The organism is Micromonospora sp. NBC_00330 (genome assembly GCF_036136635.1).
In the GTDB taxonomy this organism is placed as follows: Bacteria; Actinomycetota; Actinomycetes; order Mycobacteriales; family Micromonosporaceae; genus Micromonospora; species Micromonospora salmantinae.
The window spans coordinates 5,388,963-5,405,315 of the sequence record NZ_CP108012.1; the positions used below are offsets into that span (position 1 = coordinate 5,388,963).

General features: G+C 71.2%; 18 protein-coding genes. 5 read left to right on the plus strand and 13 right to left on the minus strand.

Annotated elements, in window-relative coordinates; genetic code table 11:
- Positions 1-284: 284 nt before the first annotated feature.
- Positions 285-494 (plus strand): PspC domain-containing protein, encoded by a 210-nt coding sequence (locus OG598_RS24380; RefSeq protein WP_030486383.1) that lies wholly within the window; start codon positions 285-287, stop codon positions 492-494.
- Positions 495-594: 100 nt separating this feature from the next.
- On the opposite strand, the gene OG598_RS24385 is transcribed toward OG598_RS24380, so the two are convergent.
- The 7 genes from OG598_RS24385 to pdxH all read right to left on the minus strand — a co-directional run bounded on the left by OG598_RS24385 (position 595) and on the right by pdxH (position 6,733).
- A complete protein-coding gene (locus OG598_RS24385; RefSeq protein WP_328651238.1) occupies positions 595-1,458 on the minus strand; it encodes a DUF4230 domain-containing protein in 864 nt (287 codons plus the stop codon).
- A gap of 99 nt (positions 1,459-1,557) precedes the next feature.
- On the minus strand, positions 1,558-2,721 hold the full coding sequence (locus OG598_RS24390) for an acyl-CoA dehydrogenase family protein (RefSeq protein WP_328651239.1): 1,164 nt from the start codon (positions 2,719-2,721) through the stop codon (positions 1,558-1,560).
- 44 nt (positions 2,722-2,765) lie between these two features.
- Positions 2,766-3,071, minus strand: a complete 306-nt coding sequence (locus OG598_RS24395; RefSeq protein ID WP_030329612.1) for a type II toxin-antitoxin system VapB family antitoxin — start codon at positions 3,069-3,071, stop codon at positions 2,766-2,768.
- A gap of 187 nt (positions 3,072-3,258) precedes the next feature.
- Positions 3,259-3,861 (minus strand): nitroreductase family protein, encoded by a 603-nt coding sequence (locus OG598_RS24400; RefSeq protein ID WP_328651240.1) that lies wholly within the window; start codon positions 3,859-3,861, stop codon positions 3,259-3,261.
- On the minus strand, positions 3,861-4,790 hold the full coding sequence (locus OG598_RS24405) for an aldose 1-epimerase family protein (protein WP_328651241.1): 930 nt from the start codon (positions 4,788-4,790) through the stop codon (positions 3,861-3,863). Before OG598_RS24405 ends, OG598_RS24400 begins: the two co-directional genes overlap by 1 nt.
- A gap of 18 nt (positions 4,791-4,808) precedes the next feature.
- The gene (locus tag OG598_RS24410; protein WP_328651242.1) at positions 4,809-6,107 is read right to left on the minus strand and encodes an MFS transporter; all 1,299 of its coding nucleotides are present in this window, start codon (positions 6,105-6,107) and stop codon (positions 4,809-4,811) included.
- Positions 6,104-6,733, minus strand: coding sequence for a pyridoxamine 5'-phosphate oxidase (pdxH, locus tag OG598_RS24415; protein ID WP_328655420.1), 630 nt, complete (start codon positions 6,731-6,733; stop codon positions 6,104-6,106). The genes OG598_RS24410 and pdxH overlap by 4 nt, the downstream gene beginning before the upstream one ends.
- Before the next feature lie 278 nt (positions 6,734-7,011).
- Here pdxH and OG598_RS24420 point away from each other — a divergent pair, with 278 nt between their 5' ends.
- The 3 genes from OG598_RS24420 (at position 7,012) to sepH (ending at position 10,704) form a co-directional block, all read left to right on the plus strand.
- The gene (locus OG598_RS24420; RefSeq protein WP_328651243.1) at positions 7,012-8,118 is read left to right on the plus strand and encodes a citrate synthase 2; all 1,107 of its coding nucleotides are present in this window, start codon (positions 7,012-7,014) and stop codon (positions 8,116-8,118) included.
- Positions 8,119-8,314: 196 nt separating this feature from the next.
- Positions 8,315-9,442 carry a phosphoserine transaminase gene (serC, locus tag OG598_RS24425; protein ID WP_328651244.1) on the plus strand — a complete coding sequence of 376 codons (1,128 nt, stop codon included), beginning with the start codon at positions 8,315-8,317 and terminating at the stop codon, positions 9,440-9,442.
- Between the two features lie 185 nt (positions 9,443-9,627).
- Positions 9,628-10,704, plus strand: coding sequence for a septation protein SepH (gene sepH / locus OG598_RS24430; protein ID WP_112581816.1), 1,077 nt, complete (start codon positions 9,628-9,630; stop codon positions 10,702-10,704).
- Positions 10,705-10,758: 54 nt separating this feature from the next.
- On the opposite strand, the gene OG598_RS24435 is transcribed toward sepH, so the two are convergent.
- On the minus strand, positions 10,759-11,589 hold the full coding sequence (locus tag OG598_RS24435; protein ID WP_328651245.1) for an alpha/beta fold hydrolase: 831 nt from the start codon (positions 11,587-11,589) through the stop codon (positions 10,759-10,761).
- Positions 11,590-11,604: 15 nt separating this feature from the next.
- The gene (locus OG598_RS24440; RefSeq protein WP_328651246.1) at positions 11,605-12,270 is read right to left on the minus strand and encodes a DUF4097 family beta strand repeat-containing protein; all 666 of its coding nucleotides are present in this window, start codon (positions 12,268-12,270) and stop codon (positions 11,605-11,607) included.
- 239 nt (positions 12,271-12,509) lie between these two features.
- Between OG598_RS24440 and OG598_RS24445 the strand changes: the two genes are divergently transcribed.
- Positions 12,510-13,277 carry a helix-turn-helix domain-containing protein gene (locus OG598_RS24445; protein WP_328651247.1) on the plus strand — a complete coding sequence of 256 codons (768 nt, stop codon included), beginning with the start codon at positions 12,510-12,512 and terminating at the stop codon, positions 13,275-13,277.
- On the opposite strand, the gene thpR is transcribed toward OG598_RS24445, so the two are convergent.
- From thpR to OG598_RS24465, 4 genes are all read right to left on the minus strand, one after another.
- Positions 13,247-13,825 carry an RNA 2',3'-cyclic phosphodiesterase gene (gene thpR, locus OG598_RS24450; protein ID WP_328651248.1) on the minus strand — a complete coding sequence of 193 codons (579 nt, stop codon included), beginning with the start codon at positions 13,823-13,825 and terminating at the stop codon, positions 13,247-13,249. The two genes, OG598_RS24445 and thpR, sit on opposite strands and share 31 nt — an antisense overlap.
- A gap of 13 nt (positions 13,826-13,838) precedes the next feature.
- Positions 13,839-14,348: a hypothetical protein gene (locus OG598_RS24455; RefSeq protein WP_328651249.1), complete on the minus strand. Its 510-nt coding sequence runs from the start codon at positions 14,346-14,348 to the stop codon at positions 13,839-13,841.
- A gap of 96 nt (positions 14,349-14,444) precedes the next feature.
- Positions 14,445-15,728 (minus strand): MFS transporter, encoded by a 1,284-nt coding sequence (locus tag OG598_RS24460; RefSeq protein ID WP_328651250.1) that lies wholly within the window; start codon positions 15,726-15,728, stop codon positions 14,445-14,447.
- A gap of 72 nt (positions 15,729-15,800) precedes the next feature.
- Positions 15,801-16,250, minus strand: coding sequence for a MarR family winged helix-turn-helix transcriptional regulator (locus OG598_RS24465; protein WP_030486369.1), 450 nt, complete (start codon positions 16,248-16,250; stop codon positions 15,801-15,803).
- Positions 16,251-16,353: the final 103 nt, after the last annotated feature.

Genomic DNA, 16,353 nt, shown 5'->3' on the forward strand with positions numbered 1-16,353 from the left:
GTATGGGTGTCGGCCCTCCGGGGTGTGGAAGGCCGATCAGCCAGCCTACCCGCCCAGCTCACCGCCCACCCGGTCCGGGACGTGAACACCCGACCACCGTCTCCCGCCCGGCGGCGGCGCGCGGTGGCCGGGCGCGGCGGGGAGGCGTCAGCGGGGGGCTGCCCGGGTAAAGCACCTACGGGTCCACGGGTCGCCGATCCTCCTCGGGACCGAGGGCGAGGTGGCCATCCCTTTCTACCGTGGATTGCAGACGCGGCGCACCGCCGCAGAGTGGGAGTACGACGATGAGTCGCAAACTGGTCCGGCCCCGCGAGGGGCGCATGATCGCCGGTGTCTGCGCCGGCCTCGGGCGGCGGTTCGGCATGTCGGCCGGAATGGTCCGACTGCTGTTCCTGCTGTCGCTGCTGCTGCCCGGCACCCAGGTGATCGTCTACCTGATCCTGTGGGTGCTGATGCCGAACGAGGACCGCTACCTCGCCTCCACCGGCCACTGACCCGCCCCGCACACCCCAGGTAGGCCCACCCGCGGGGGATCACACGGAAGCGCCCGCTCCGACGGAAGTCGGTGCGGGCGCTTCGGCGTACGGGGGCAGGTCAGGGGGCTATGTAGGTGACGGTGATCTGCTGGTAGCCGAGGGAGCGGAGCAGCCCCTCCAGCATCTTGCGGGTGTTCTCCTCGGCGCGAGCCGAGAGCCCGCTGTCCCGGGCGGCGGCGGTGATCCGGTCCTCGGCGAGCTGGTAGACCTGCTGCTGCCGGTTGGGGTCGTTGCCGACCAGATCACCGAGTCGGTTGAGCAGACCGCGCTGCTCGGCGAAGACGTAGCTCTTCTCCATGTCGAGGTTGGTCTCACCGAGCTGCGGCGCGGGCAGCTTGATCTCGACGGACTTGCCGTCGGCGGACTGGACGATGGCGCCCTCAGCGATCTTGGTGAAGTCGACGTACGCCTCGACGCTGCCGGCCCCGACGAACAGGGTGCGCTCGTTGAGCAGGAAGTCCGGAACGTTGCGCCGGTCGTTCTGCGTGTCGACCACGACCTGGAAGTTGCCCTCCGCTGCCACGTACCGGCTGAGGTCCTGGATCGACTTCAGCAGCGGTGGCTGACTGCGGTCGGTCTGCTCCTTGGCGAACGGGTTGCGGAACTCCGGCAGGATCCCGGTCGCCTGGATGCCGAGCAGCACGACCACGGCCAGCGCGGCGGCGCCGAGCAGCAGGAGCAGACCTCGGGCCGCCCCACCGCCACCGCCACCGACGGGGCCGTCGCCACCGCTCGTGGGGCCACCGGGACCTCCAGGCCCGCCGGGGCCAGCGGGCCCACCGGGACCGGCCGGCTCGCCGGGGCCACCCGGCGTATCAGTGGTCCAGTCGGGTGTCGCGGTCGACCGCGCCTTGAGATCGTCACCGGTCGGGTAACCGGGGAACTCTCTCGTGGGCTCGTTGCTGCCAGCGTCGCGGGCCATCACGCTCACCGTCCTCGTCAGACAAGTCGTCTGTCAATGACGGTACGGCCCCGATACGACAGTCGCGCGGCGAGCGCCAGGAAGCGACAAACGAGCAGGTCAGGCGAACGCGGAGAGACCGGTGAGGCGCTGCCCGATGACCAGTTGGTGGATCTCGGAGGTGCCCTCGTAGGTCAGCACGCTCTCCAGGTTGTTGGCGTGCCGCATCACCGGGTACTCACCGGAGACGCCGTTGGCACCGAGGATGGTGCGGCACTGCCGGGCGATGACCAGGGCCTCCCGCACGTTGTTCAGCTTGCCCACGCTGACCTGCTCGGGCCGCAGCCGCCGGGCGTCGGCGAGCCGGCCCAGGTGCAGCGCGAGCAGTTGCCCCTTCACCAACTCGACGGCCATGTCGGCGAGCTTCGCCTGGGTGAGTTGGAAGCCGGCCAGTGGGCGACCGAACTGGGTACGGGTGGTCGCGTACGCCAGTGTGGTTTCCAGGCAGTCGCGGGCCGCGCCGAGCGCGCCCCAGACGATGCCGTAGCGGGCCTCGGTGAGGCAGCTCAGCGGCGCCTTGAGCCCGACCGCCTCGGGCAGTTGGGCGTCGGCCGGGAGCCGGACGTCGTCGAGCACGATCTCGCCGGTGACCGACGCGCGCAGCGACATCTTGCGGCGGATCTCCCGGGCCGTGACGCCGGGAGTGTCCATGGGTACGGCGAAACCCCGTACGCCCTCGTCGGTGCGCGCCCAGATCACCGCGACGTCCGCGATCGGGGCGTTGGTGATCCACATCTTCCCGCCGGTGAGCACCCAGTCGTCGCCGTCGCGGCGGGCCCGGGTGGCCATCGAGGCGGGGTCGGAGCCGTGATCCGGCTCGGTCAGGCCGAAGCACCCGATCGCCTCACCGGTGGCCATCGACGGCAGCCACCGCTGCTTCTGCTCCTCGCTGCCGTAGCGCCAGATGGCGTACATGGCCAGCGATCCCTGCACGGAGACCAGGGAGCGGAGGCCGGAGTCGCCGGCTTCCAGCTCCTGGCAGGCCAGTCCGTAGGCGACAGCGGAGGCGCCGGCGCAGCCGTAGCCGGTCAGGTGCATGCCGAGCAGGCCGAGCTTGCCGAACTCGCGGGCCAGCTCCCGGGCGGGCACCTTGCCGTCCTCGTACCAGTCGGCGACGTGGGGTCGCACCCGGTCGTCGACGAGTTGGCGGACGACGTCGCGGATCTGCCGCTCCTCCTCGCTGAGCGACGGGTCCAGGTCGAGCAGGTCCAGCGCAGCCGTCATGGACGCCACCCTAACGAAGGTTCAGCGTCAGAAAGAAGGGCTCGTCACTCGATCGGCTCGGAGAGCACCAGCACCCGCGCGTGGATCTGGTTGCGCTGCTGGAGGGCGGCGCGCAGCGCCCGGTGCAGCCCGTCCTCCAGGTAGAGCCCACCGTTCCACTGCACGACGTGCGGAAAGAGGTCACCGTAGAAGGTGGAATCCTCGGCGAGGAGCTTGTCCAGCGCCAACTCGCGCTTGGTGGTGATCATCTGATCCAGGCGCAGTGGCCGCGGCGGGATCTCCGCCCACTGCTTGAGCGTCAGATTGTGCTCCGGATAGGGACGCCCGTCCCGGACCGCTCTGAAGATCACGACGGCACGCTCCCCTCCCCGTGGCCGGGCCGACCGACGGCGCCGAGCCGGGCCGCGGCGGGCACCGCGCGGCGCGGCACCGATGACCGTGCCAGCCTAGCCGCCCAGCGCACGCTACGTTCTGCTCCCTGATGTCAGTTTCGCTATCGCTCGTCCGATCCTCAACCGGACGAACGGGACGTCCGGCTCAGTTCCACCGGCCGCGCCGCACTACCTCGTCCATCGGACGGCGCCCACGGCGCAACGATGGTGACCGATGGTCGGCCGCACGGTAACCGATTGTGACGGCGCCGACGGGTTGATACTCCGCCGGCACGACGAACGCGTCCCGGTAGGCGGCGAGCCGCTGCGGCGCAATGCCGAAGAAGCACGCCCCCAGCCCCTCGTCCACCGCGGTGAGCAGCATCAGCAACGCCGCGAACCCGGCGTCCACGTGCCAGTACGGCACCGGCCACCGGTCCGTGGACTGATCCGTCCAGCCCTTGTCCGGCTCGGCGTACCGCCGCAGGTAGGCCGACTCGTTGGCGTGCGGCACCACGATCAGGGGTGCCCTGCGCATGCCCGCGAGCCAGCGCTCCCGCCCACCCCCATCAGGGGTGGTGGCGGCCCAGAACCGGTCCCGATCGGCCAGCTCCTCCAACACCAGGAAACCCCAGCCCTGGGCGAAGCCGGCCGACGGCGCGCGGACCGCGTGGTCGAGCAACCGGTCCACCACGTCGGGCGGGACCGGGCGGTCCGGGTCGTAGTTGCGCACCATCCGCCGACGGCGGACGACCTCGGCGAACTCCATCAGGCGCCGGGGCGGATGCCCCAGGCACCTCGCCAGGTAGTGCCGGGCTTGAGGGTGAGCAGGTCCTTGCCCGACCGGAACGCGTCCGGTGGGCAGGTCATCGGCTCGACCGCCACCGAGCGACGGTGCCGCTCACCGGTGAGGGCATCCCCGGTGAACACCTGCCACCAGCCGAACTCGGCGTCCGCCCAGATGCTCACAGCGGCCGAACCGTCCGGCGCGGCGAGGCTCACCGACGAACCGCCGTCGGCGTCGGAGACCACGTCGCCGAAGCAGGAGTCCAGCACTGCCGCGCCGATCCGGCGGGGGCTGGTCCAGTCGTACTCGGTGCCGGCCACCGGGGTCACCCCCACCGGCAGCAGCCGACCGTCCACCAGCACCCGGCTCCGGGTGGGCAGCCGCATCACCAGGTCGTCCACAGCGACGCCCGGCAGTTGCAGGTACGGGTGCACGGAGAAGCCGAACGGGGCCAGCTCTCCGCCGATGTTCGTCACCTCGTGCTCGGCGCGCAGCCCGTCCGCGTCGACGCTCCACCGGCTGCGCAGCCGCAGCGGCCACGGGTAGCCGGGCTGCGGCGGCAGGTCGTAGCCAACCGTCACGGCGTCCGCCGACTGCTCCAGCAACTGCCACGGCACCCAGTTGACCAGCCCGTGGATGGCCACGTGCCGCTCCGGCTCGGTGAGCGAAAGCTGGTGCGCCCGCCCGTCGAACGAGTAGCGACCATCGCGGATCCGGTTCGGCCAGGGCGCCAGCACCTGCCCGGTGCAACCGGGGCAGACCTCGTCGGTCTGGTACCCGTCGAGCAGGTCGACACCGTCGTGCCGGTACGTCCGGAGCCCACCGCCGATCTCCACGATGACGGCCTCGTGGCCTGCGGCGGAGATGGTCCACTGGGCGCCGGAGAACGGGCGCGGATCGGGGCTTTCCATGCCGGCGACACTAACCGGTCAGGTCCGGTTGTCGCTCGACGCCGTCGCCGCCCGGTAACGCAGCAGCGCCGGGAACGCGACAGCGAGCACCACCACGAGCACCGCGGAGGCGAGCCCACCGGCCACCCAGGCCACCCCGCCACCGAACCCGGCGGCCATGGTGCCGGCGCGCAGATCGCCCAGGCGCGGGCCACCCGCCACCACCACGGTGTTCACGCCCTGGAGTCGGCCGCGCATCCGGTCCGGTGCGTAGACCAGCAGCATCGACTGACGCAGCACCGCGCTGATCAGGTCGGCGGCGCCGGCCACGGCGAGCAGCACGACCATCAGCCAGAGCTGGTGGGCCAACCCGGCCGCGGCGATCGCCAGGCCCCAGCCGACCACCGCGAGCACCAGGCCGAGCCCCTGGCGGCGGAGCCGGCCGATCCAGCCGGAGGTCAACCCACCGATCATCGAACCGATCGCGATGGCGCTGTAGAGCAGACCGACCGAGCCACCGCCACCGAAGCGCTCGTGCGCGATCTCCGGAAAGAGCGCCCGGGGCATGGCGAGGATCATCGCGATCAGGTCCACCCCGAAGGACAGCAGCAGGACAGGGGTGGTGGCCAGGTAGCGGAACCCGTCGACGACGCTGGCCAGACCGGCACGCCGGACCTGGCCGTCGGCGGTGGGCTCGGGCGGGAGCGAGGGCAGCCGCAGGGCGGCCCAGAGCATCGCTGTGAACAGCACCGCGTCCAGCCCGTAGGCGATCGGCAGGACCACAGTGGTGTCCGGCGAGGCCGAGAGGATCAGACCGGCGGCGAGCGGGCCGGCGACCGAGGCGGCGGTGAAGGTCGTGTAGTTCAACGTGGTGGCGGACGCCACCAGGTCCTCCGGCACCAGCCGGGGCAGCATGGCGCTGCGGGCCGGCGAGCTGATCGCGAAGGCCACCGACTGCAACGCCATCAACGCCAGCAGCAGCACCGGGCTGCCCACGTCCAGCACCGCCTGGAGCAGCAGCCCGAGAGTGGATGCCCAGAGCAACAATGAGCCGCCGAGCAGCACCGCACGCCGGTCGCGGGCGTCGGCGACCGCGCCACCCCAGAGCCCGAAGACCAGCAACGGTACGAAGGCAGCCACACCCAGCAGCCCCACCCAGAACGAGTCCCGGGTCAGTGCGTACATCTCCACCGGCACCGCGACGGCGGTGAACTGGAAGCCGAACATCGCCACCGTGTTGCCGAGCCAGAGCCGGCGGTACGCCGGAACCCGCAGCGGACGTACGTCGATCGCCCAGCGGCGCGCTGCGCGCGGCCGGGTCTCCCGCACACCCGTCACGGCGCCAACCGCTCGACGATCCAGCCACCCTCGTCCAGCCGACGGAAGCGGAGCCGATCGTGCAACCGGCCGGCCCGGCCCTGCCAGAACTCCACCGACTCGGGTTGGACCCGCAGCCCGCCCCAGTGCGACGGGGTCGGGATCTCGGCCTGGTCGGCGAACCGCTCGGCCACCTCCTCGTACCGCTGCTCCAGCGCCGCCCGACCCGACACCACCTGCGACTGCGGGCTGGCCCAGGCACCCAGTTGGGAGCCGCGCGGCCGGCTGGCGAAGTACGCCTCGCTCGTGGCGCGGTCGACGGGCGCGACCCGTCCGGCGACCACCACCTGACGCTGCATGGGAAACCACGGAAAGACCAGGCTGGCGTACGGGTTGGCGGTCGCCTCGACGCCCTTGCGCGACAGGTGGTTGGTGAAGAAGACGAAGCCCTCCGGGTCGTACCCCTTCAGCAGCACCGTCCGCCCGCTCGGCCGGCCGGCCGAGTCGGCGGTGCCCACCACCATGGCGTTCGGCTCGGGTAGCCCGAAGGCCACCGCGTCGGCGAACCAGCCGTCGAACTGGGTGTGCCAGTCGACGGCCAGGTCAGCCTCGGTCAGGCCCAGGTCCGCGGCGTACTCGTTACGCATCGCGGCCGGGGCGGGTGTGTCACCCGTCACGTCCCCACTCCTTCTCGGGGGCCCCGCCAGCACCCTCCCGCGCTGACCAGCCCGCCCTGCCCAGTCTCACTGAGCCGCGCGGAGAATGCGCGTCCGGGGATGTCGCGTGCAGCACAGTCGCAGCGGGTCGCGTATCCCTTACTCAGCAGGCAGTATGTTCCGAACACATCCCTGAGGGTCGCCTAAGGCGCTCGGCCGATCGGGCCGGATGAGCGATCGGGCGCACCGACCAGATCCAGGAGAGCGACATGGCCGATTTCAAACCCGGGCTGGAGGGCGTCGTCGCCTTCGAGACCGAGATCGCCGAACCTGACCGTGAGGGCGGTGCGCTGCGCTATCGCGGAGTCGACATCGAGGATCTGATCGGCCAGGTGTCGTTCGGCAACGTCTGGGCGCTGCTGGTCGACGGCCGGTTCGGGCCGGGCCTTCCGCCGGCGGAGCCGTTCCCGGTGCCGGTGCACTCCGGTGACATCCGCGTCGACGTGCAGTCCGCGGTCGCCATGCTGGCCCCGTACTGGGGTCTCGACCAACTGCTGGACATCTCCGACGAGCAGGCCCGTGAGGATCTCGCCCGGGTCTCGGTGACCGCGCTCTCCTTCGTCGCCCAGTCCGCCCGCGGCCTCGGCCTGCCGGCGGTCCCGCAGAAGGAGATCGACAAGGCGCAGACCATCGTCGAGCGGTTCATGAAGCGCTGGCGCGGCGAGCCCGACCCGCGGCACGTCAAGGCCGTCGACGCGTACTTCATCTCGGCCGCCGAGCACGGCCTGAACGCGTCCACCTTCACCGCTCGCATCGTCGCCTCCACCGGGGCGGACGCGGCTGCCTGCATCTCGTCGGGCATCGGCGCCCTCTCCGGCCCGCTGCACGGCGGCGCCCCGTCCCGGGTGCTCAGCATGCTGGAGGCGGTGGAGCGCAGCGGCGACGCGGAGGGCTACGTCAAGGGCGTCCTCGACCGCGGCGAGCGGTTGATGGGCTTCGGCCACCGGGTCTACCGTGCGGAGGACCCGCGCGCCCGAGTGCTCCGGCGCACGGCCAAGGAGCTGGGCGCGCCGCGGTTCGAGATCGCCGAGGCGCTGGAGAAGGCCGCCCTCGCCGAGCTTCAGGCCCGCCGCCCGGACCGGGTGCTGGCGACCAACGTCGAGTTCTGGTCGGCAGTGGTGCTGGACTTCGCCGAGGTGCCGGCGCACATGTTCACCTCGATGTTCACCTGCGCGCGGATGGGCGGCTGGAGCGCGCACATCCTGGAGCAGAAGCGCCTGCAGCGGCTGGTCCGCCCGTCCGCCCTCTACATGGGCCCGGAGACCCGCAAGCCGTCCGACGTCGAGGGCTGGGCGGCCATCCCGCACGGCGTCTGAGCTGGTAGGCAAGGGCCCCTCTTCGACGCCGGACGTCGAGGAGGGGCCCTTTTCGTCGGTTACCGGAGCCGACTGTGGCGAAGGACTCAGACCGACCGCCGGGACCCCGGCCATCGCCGTTCGGTCCGGGTGCGAGGATGAGGGCCGGCAGTGTCGCCGGGCCCGCCCTCGCCCTTGCGGAAGGATCTTCAAGACCGTGGCTGACGCACCGATCATCCGGATTCCCGATGAGATCAAGCCCGCCGATGGACGCTTCGGCTGCGGCCCGTCCAAGGTCCGCCCGGCGGCGGTGTCCGCTCTCGCCGAGGTCGCGACCACCTACCTCGGCACCTCGCACCGGCAGAAGACGGTCCGTGACCAGGTGGCCCGGCTGCGCTCCGGCATCGCCGAGTTCTTCTCGCTGCCCGAGGGCTACGAGGTGGTGATCGGCAACGGTGGCACCACCGCGTTCTGGGAGGTCGCCACCTTCGGCCTGATTCGCGACCGGGCCCAGTTCGCCAGCTTCGGCGAGTTCGGCGCCAAGTTCGCCAAGTCCGTCAAGGACGCCCCGTTCCTGGGTGAGCCGACCGTCCGCAAGGCCGACGCGGGCAGCGCGCCGACCCTCGTCGCCGAGTCCGGCGTGGACGCGTACGCGACGCCGCAGAACGAGACCTCGACCGGCGTGGCCGTCCCGATCAGCCGGGTGGCCGGTGCCGACGAGGGCGCGCTGCTGCTTGTCGACGCGACCTCCGGCGCGGGTGGCCTGGAGGTCAACGTCGGTGAGACCGACGTCTACTACTTCGCCCCGCAGAAGTGCTTCGGCTCCGACGGCGGTCTCTGGCTGGCTCTGATGTCCCCGGCCGCACTGGACCGGGCCGCCGAGATCAAGGCGTCCGGGCGCTACATCCCCGCCTTCCTCGACCTGGTCACCGCCATCGACAACTCGCGGCTGGAGCAGACCTACAACACCCCTGCGCTGGCCACGATCTTCCTGGCCGCCGAGCAGACCGACTGGATGAACGCGCAGGGCGGCCTGTCCTGGGCGGCGAAGCGCACCGCCGAGAGCGCCGCCGCGGTCTACGGCTGGGCCGAGCGGTCCAGCGTGGCGACCCCGTTCGTCACCGACCCGGCGCTGCGCTCCAACGTGGTCGCCACCATCGACTTCGCCGACTCGGTGGACGCCACGGCGATCGCCAAGGCGCTGCGCGCCAACGGCATCGTGGACACCGAGCCCTACCGCAAGCTCGGTCGCAACCAGCTGCGGGTGGCGCTGTTCCCGGCCGTCGAGCCGGCCGATGTCGAGGCGCTCACCGCGTCCATCGACTACGTGGTCGAGCGACTCTGACGTTCGTCACGGTCGGTGTCCGTTGGGGCCTCCACGGACACCGACCGTGATCATCGCCGCAGCTCAGTCACGACATGCGGGGTGTCGCTTCCCCCACCCCGAGGCAGATGCGCGTACGGTGGTCCGAGACGCCTGGGTGGCCGACTCGTGGCGTGCGGTCAGCGAAGCGGGACGGAGGCAACGCTATGCGCCCAGTACGCTTCGTCGCCCTCTCCGAGGACGGTCAGGCCCTGGTGCTCGCCGACGAGGTGGGGCGACTCCTCGCCCTGCCGATCGACGAACGCATCGCCGGCGTGATGCACCCCGAGCCGGGTGCCCCGCCGCTCGCGGTGGCACCGAGCACCGTCGATCCGATTCCCTCACTGTCTCCTCGGGACATCCAGGCCCGCATCCGCTCCGGTGAGTCCGCCGAGGATGTCGCCCGCATCGCCGGGGTGCCGGTCGACCGGGTGCTGCGCTATGCCGGCCCGGTGTTGCAGGAGCGGGCGATGCTCGCCCAGCACGCCCGCCGCACCCGCCTCAAGGGCGCGGAGAAGCCCACCCCGCTCGCCGAGGTGGTCAACGGTCGGCTGAGCCAGCACGGCATCGACACCGAGAAGATCTCCTGGGACGCCTACCGGCGCGACGACGGCACCTGGCGGATCATCGCCACCTGGCCGTCGGGCAAGGCCACCGCCCAGGCCATCTGGGACATGGACAAGGCCCGCCAGGTGGTCACGCCGCACGACGACATGGCGCAGTACCTGTGCGCCGAGCGGCCCACGCCGATCCTCGGCCAGGAGCCGGCACCGGAGCGGACCGGGCACGCCCTGCCCGGCCCGTCGCGTGGCGAGCCGAGTCGTGGTGGGCACGGGTTGCCTGCGGCGTCCGAGCACCCGCGCCAGGGCCGCGATCCGATCCGGGCTGGCCGTGACGCGCTGCTCGCCTCACTGGACCGCCCGCTCGGCGGCTCGTCGGGCCGTGGCCTTGAGCCGCGCACCCCGGCTGCTCTTGCCGGGTCGGACGCTCCTCGTCAACGGCCCGTCGGCGGGGGCGCCGCGGCGCTGCTCGGCGGCGGCCAGGGGTCGGCCTTCGACGACGACTCGGACGCGCCCAAGGAGGTGCCGGCCGTGCCGTCGCTGGCGGTGCTGCGGCCCCGAAGGACGGCCGCCGCAGCGGCCTCCGGCGAGTCCACCGACGCCAACGGCAAGCCGCGCAAGCGGTTGCCGAGCTGGGACGACGTGCTCTTCGGCAGCGGCCCGGCCGCCCGCGAATCTTCCTGACGCGTCGCGTTGACGGGTGACAGTGCGTCACCCGTCAACGCGAGCGTTCGGACCTCACCGAATGTCTCCGGCCCCTTCGCGATGAGGGGCGGCGACCCCGCGTACGGCCTCGGCGACGGCGCGGAAGTCCTTCTTGAGGATCGCACCGTGGTTGCTGGCGACCTTCGCCCCGATGGTGATGTGCGGGTTGCGGGCGGTCACCGCGTCGAGGCTGGCGCGAATCTGCTCCTGCTCGTCTCCGCGACTGCCGAGGGACGTTCCCGAGGCGACCACGTACCGCACCGGGACGCTGATGGCGTCCAGCACCGGGCCCAGTTCGCGCTCGCGGGAGAGTTCGCCGAGTTCGATGTTGCTGTCCGCCATCTGGTCGGCGTTCATCCGTGGAGTCAGGCCGGTCGGGCGGAGCAGCGGCATGAACAGGTTCATCCGTCGGAACATCTTGCGGATCCGCTGCGCCATGGCCTCGTCGAGCCAGTCGTGCGGGAACGCGCCGTCGACCAGCACCGCGCCCAGGGCCCGCTCCGGGTTCCGGTTGGTCCAGTGAGCCCCGACCACCGCTCCGTAGGACCAGCCCACCAGCACCGCCTGCGCCACCCCACGGGCGGCGAGAACGGCGTCGACGTCCCGGACTGCCGCTTCGAACGAGTAGTCGACTGAGCGCTTCGACTTCCTGCCGCGAGCCCGCTCGTCGTAGGTGATGTGCCGGAATTCGGTGCCCAGCTCGGCGATGACCCGCCGCCAGTAGCCCTGGGTGGCGAACTGGCCGTTGAGGTAGACCACCGGGATGCCGGGGCCGCCGGTGTCGGTGACGGCCAGGGCCGTGTCGTCGACCGGCACCATGCCGGTCCACGCCGAGCTGGTCGAGGACATGCTGTTGTTGGTCATCTCGGTCCGTCCTTCTCAGAGGCTGCGGGCGTGGATGTCGCCCTGCATGGTGCTGGCGTGGATGTCGAGCTCGACGGTGCCGTCGTTCTTGAGGGCGTTGCTGACGCGGCCGTGGCCGGTGCCGGCGTCCAGGGCGGCCGAGACGCCGGCCGCCGCCGTGACCGAGATGTCGCCGGACTGGGTACGGAGGACGACTGTGCCGCGCATGGCCTCGGCGACGGTGATGTCACCCCGGGCGGTGCTGATCTCGGCGGGGCCGTTGAGCCGGCCGACCTCGACGTCACCGTCGATAGCGGTGAGGCGGACACTCGCGGCCTCGTCGATCTTGATTGCCCGGTACGCCCCGTCGACGGCGACGTCACCGAGGCGGCCGACGCCCCGAAGTTCGACGCTGGCGGCCCTGGCCTCGACGTGGGAGTCGGCGGGCACCCGGACGGTGACTTCCAGGGAGCCGGAGGGTCCGAAGAGCTTGTTGATGGGACGTGCGGTAGTGATTCGCAGGACACCGTCGGCGTAGGCGACCGTGGTCTGCTCGGCGGCCCTGGTGTCGCTGCTCTTGGCGGGGTCGGCCGGGAGGACCTCGACCGTGGTGTCGGCGCGGTCCGCGGCGATGAGTTGGATGCGTCCGGCGGGGATGTCCAGGACGGCGGAGATGGGGGCGGGGGTGTCGAACGTCTGCATCGTGGTCTCCCAGGCTGGCGCTTGTTTCTGATGTGGGAAACGCTACGTTGCTTTCCAGATTCTGCAACAACCTCGTTGCAGCGAGAGCGTGTTTTACCTGTTCAAGCTCGTGAAATTGTTGCAACGACCCCGAATCTAATGCAACGACATCTCGGTCGTCGTTGCATTGATATGTGGGTTAACGCTATGGTGGCGGAGTCGAGGGCCGCCGCCCTACGGGAACCACGAGGGAGATCGCGATGCCGGGAGGCAGGCTCAGCCAGCAGGAACGCCAGCAGATCGCGCTGGGGCTGGCCGACAGCCTCCCCTACGCCGAGATCGCCCGACGCCTCGACCGTCCCACCTCGACTGTCACGCGTGAGGTGATGCGCAACGGCGGCCCCACCGGCTACCGCGCCGATCTGGCCCACCACGCGACCGAACGCCGCGCCCACCGGCGCAAGCCCGCCCCCTCCCGTGGGGCCGAGGCGGCCCGTCGACCAGACGGACGCGACGCCCAGGCCGTGGCCGACTACGAGGAGACGTTCACCACGGTCCTCATGGCCTCCGGTCTGAACAAGATGGCGGCCCGGGTGTTGGCCAACCTGTTCCTCACCGACTCGGGCAGCCTCACCGCGTCAGAGCTCGCCCAGCGCCTCCAGGTCAGCCCGGCGTCGATCTCCAAGGCGATCACCTTCCTGGAGAGCCAGAGCCTCGTCCGCCGCCAACGCGACGAACGCCGCCGCGACCGCTACCTCGTCGACGACGAGCTCTTCTACCAGGCGACGATCGCCAGTGCTCGGGCCAACGACCATCTCGTCGTGACCGCACGCCAGGGTGTCGCCCTCCTCGGCGCGCACACCCCCGCCGCCGCCCGACTGGAAAACATCGCCCGCTTCCTCGACTTCATCAGCGAGAGCATCACCCGCGCCGCCGAACAGGCCCGCGAGCTTCTCCGCAGCAGGCCTTCCACAGCGACCAGCGACGTGTCGCCGGGTCACAGCGACCAGGCGGCGATCCGTTCGTAGCGCGGTCGGCCGCCGAGGTGGCTGCGCACCAGCTGCAGCTCCGATGCCGCCCACGACGGCCCTTCGTACCCGTCCAGGCTGGCCCGGTCGGCCTCGACGTCGGCCGGGTCCATCCGGTCACCGGGCCGGGCGACTGTCAGGTGCGGCCGAAACGGCTTCTCGTCGCACGGCAGCCGGCCGTGGCTCAGCCGGGACCGAATCAGCCCGGCAAGCACGTGCAACGCCTCGACCTCGCCCCGCAGGTCCACCCAGAGCACTGTGGATCGGCCCCTGCCGAACCGGCCACCGCCGCCGAGACTCAACCGGGGTACGGCGTCCCGACCGTCCCGGAACCGCTCGGCGGCCAAGCCGAGCGCACTCTCCACCTCGACCAGCCGGTCGGACTCGACGGCACCCAGGAACGCCACTGTGAGGTGCAGGTCGGCCGGGTCGGCGAGCCGGACGTCGACGCCGGCGACGGCCGCCGCCGCGACGCGCAGACGGGCGACCTGCGCGGCGAGATGATTGACGGCCTCGACGGACGGGCGGACCGCGACGAAGAGTCGCACGGCGTGCGGCCGGTCAGCGGTGCCGCTGCCGAAGCCCAGCCCGGGCCGCCGGAAGGGCCAGCCCGGCGGCGTGCAGCACGCCCTCCACCCGGACCCGCTCGATCTCCTGATCGACGCCCTCCAGCTCGGCGAGGTGTTCGGCGATGCCGAGGGCGCGGCAGGCGAGGCGGAGCCGGTCGTCGTACGCCTGGAGCAGCGCGCTGTGCCAGACCATCGAGCGACCGCCGCCGCCGACCCGCTGACCGCCGAGACGGCGCAGGTCGGCGGCGAGCTGCTCCAGCGGCCGGCGGTCAGCGCGATCGAACTCGCTGAGGTCGATGTCCCGGGTCAGCGCGTCGGCCTCGATGGCACGGTCGAGACGGGCGATGGTGCGTTTCTCCCGGCGGCGGTCACGCCACTCGGACCAGCCGCAGACCACCCGGTCGAGGATCTCGTCGTAGCAGAAGAGCAGGGCGAACGCCGCCGGCAGAGTGGCCACGGCGAGGAACGCCAGGGCCAGCATCAGCGCGCGTCCGACTCCCACGTATCGACGCTAAGCCCCACCGTGCCACCCCGCCACCGGTTTCGCCGCATCCGCGCGATCCGCGCATCCGGACGCGGCCGGCGCCGGTGGTAAACCTCAGCAGTCGGTGGAGGTGACGTAGAAGCGGGGCATCGGCAGCACCCGGAACCGCAGCCGGGCACCGGAGTGGCGGAGCTGCCAGGTGAGGGCGATCACCGCGGCGGCCAGCGAGATGAGCCCACCCATCCAGATGCTGGCACCGGCACCGTAGTGCTCCGCGACCCAGCCGATCAGCGGCGCGCCGACCGGGTTGGTGCCCAGGAACACCAGCACCCACAGGGCCATCACCCGTCCCCGGAAGGCCGCGTCGACGCCCATCTGGATCCGCTGGTTGGCGGCCTGGGCGAAGAAGACCATGCAGAAGCCGGTCGGCACCAGCAGCGCCACCACCAGCCAGTACGCAGTGGAGAGGCCGACCAGGGTGCCGAAGCTGGCGCAGGCGATCGCCGCACCGAGCACCAGCCACACCGACGGGCGGCTACGGCGACCGGTGCCACTGAGCGCGCCGCCGAGCGCGCCGACGGCAAGCGCCGTGCTGAACAGGCCGAAGGAGGCGGCGCCGGTGTGGAATACCGTCTTCGCCAACGCGGCCAGGGTGAGCTGGAAGTTGAACAACGACATGCCGATCACCGACATGATCGCCATCGGCAGCAGCAGGTCGGGGCGACGCCACACGTACCGCAGCCCGTCGACGACCCGGGCGGACGCCCGCTCGTCGCGGGGCAGTAGGGCGTCGCGGTGCAGCTCGGTCGTACGCATCCGGACCACGTTGACCAGGGGCGCGACCGAACTGAGGGCGGTGAAGAGGAAGACCGGGCCGACGTCGAACGCGGCGATGGCAAGGCCGGCCACGGCCGGGCCGACGATCCGGGCAGAGTTGAACACGGCGGCGTTCAGCGACAGCGCGTTGGGCAGCAGCGGCGTGCCGACCAGTTCGGAGACGAACGCCTGCCGGACCGGGGTCTCCACAGCGTTGGCAGTGCCGAGCAGCGCGGCGAAGGCGAAGACGTGCCAGAGCTGCACCAGGTCGGTGAGGACCAGCATCGCCATGCCGAGTGCCAGCAGGCTCCAGAAGGCGTTTGCGGCGAAGAGCAGCACCCGCTTGTCGTACCGGTCGGCGAGCCGGCCGGAGAGCAGGGTGAGCAGGAGCACCGGGGTGAACTGGCAGGCGGTGACCACGCCGAGCGCGGTCGCCGAGTTGTTGGAGAGCTCGAGGACGAGCCAGTCCTGGGCTATGAACATCATCCAGACGCCGATCAACTTGATCAGCTGCCCGGATGCGAAGAGGCGGTAGTTGCGGACCTGTAGGGACTGGAACATCGTGCTCAGCTTCGCCTGCACTCTTGGTGCGCCTCCTCCGGACGTACGCGTCATCGACACGTGACGGCACGGACCCGGTGGCGCGGGTACGGCTCAGGCGCGAGCGAGCTGCTGAAGAATCTCGGCGGCCCTCTGCAGGGTCTCCCGTTCGTCCTCGTCGAGTGCGGCCAGCCGGTGGGCCAGCCACTCGTCGCGGGCCCGCTCGAACTGGTCGAGCACGGCCTGCCCTCCTTCGGTCGCCGCGAGGATGACCTGTCGCCCGTCGGTCGGATGGGGTGTCCGCCGCACGAGGCCGCGGTCCTCCAACTTTCCGACGATCTTGGTCATCGTCGGCGGCTGCACCCGCTCAACGTCGGCCAGCTCACGGGGTGTCATAGCGCCCGCCAGCCGCAGGCTGGTGAGCGCGGAGACCTGGGTGACCGTGAGGTCGCCGACCGGTCGGGCCTGTCGGACCCGCCGGTTGAGTCGGGTGATCGCATCACGCAGCTGGGGAGCCAGCTGCGCCGGTGGCACGCGTTCCGCCGTCACCGTCCGCTCCGTCACAGTAGTTAGCTTAACTAATGAGCCTGGCTAACGACATCCGTTATGACCAGGCTCACGAGGGGATTCACATGGTACGGGCGGGGAATCCCAATCGACTCCCCGC

What these genes read in the sequence shown, in the direction of transcription:
- OG598_RS24435 (WP_328651245.1), bottom strand. Translation starts at nt 11,589, where the DNA reads ATGACCAACAACAGCATGTCCTCGACCAGCTCGGCGTGGACCGGCATG.
- OG598_RS24385 (WP_328651238.1), bottom strand. Translation starts at nt 1,458, where the DNA reads ATGGCCCGCGACGCTGGCAGCAACGAGCCCACGAGAGAGTTCCCCGGT.
- OG598_RS24390 (WP_328651239.1), bottom strand. Translation starts at nt 2,721, where the DNA reads ATGACGGCTGCGCTGGACCTGCTCGACCTGGACCCGTCGCTCAGCGAG.
- OG598_RS24445 (WP_328651247.1), top strand. Translation starts at nt 12,510, where the DNA reads ATGCCGGGAGGCAGGCTCAGCCAGCAGGAACGCCAGCAGATCGCGCTG.
- OG598_RS24420 (WP_328651243.1), top strand. Translation starts at nt 7,012, where the DNA reads ATGGCCGATTTCAAACCCGGGCTGGAGGGCGTCGTCGCCTTCGAGACC.
- pdxH (WP_328655420.1), bottom strand. Translation starts at nt 6,733, where the DNA reads ATGCGTAACGAGTACGCCGCGGACCTGGGCCTGACCGAGGCTGACCTG.
- sepH (WP_112581816.1), top strand. Translation starts at nt 9,628, where the DNA reads ATGCGCCCAGTACGCTTCGTCGCCCTCTCCGAGGACGGTCAGGCCCTG.
- OG598_RS24380 (WP_030486383.1), top strand. Translation starts at nt 285, where the DNA reads ATGAGTCGCAAACTGGTCCGGCCCCGCGAGGGGCGCATGATCGCCGGT.
- OG598_RS24440 (WP_328651246.1), bottom strand. Translation starts at nt 12,270, where the DNA reads ATGCAGACGTTCGACACCCCCGCCCCCATCTCCGCCGTCCTGGACATC.
- OG598_RS24405 (WP_328651241.1), bottom strand. Translation starts at nt 4,790, where the DNA reads ATGGAAAGCCCCGATCCGCGCCCGTTCTCCGGCGCCCAGTGGACCATC.
- OG598_RS24400 (WP_328651240.1), bottom strand. Translation starts at nt 3,861, where the DNA reads ATGGAGTTCGCCGAGGTCGTCCGCCGTCGGCGGATGGTGCGCAACTAC.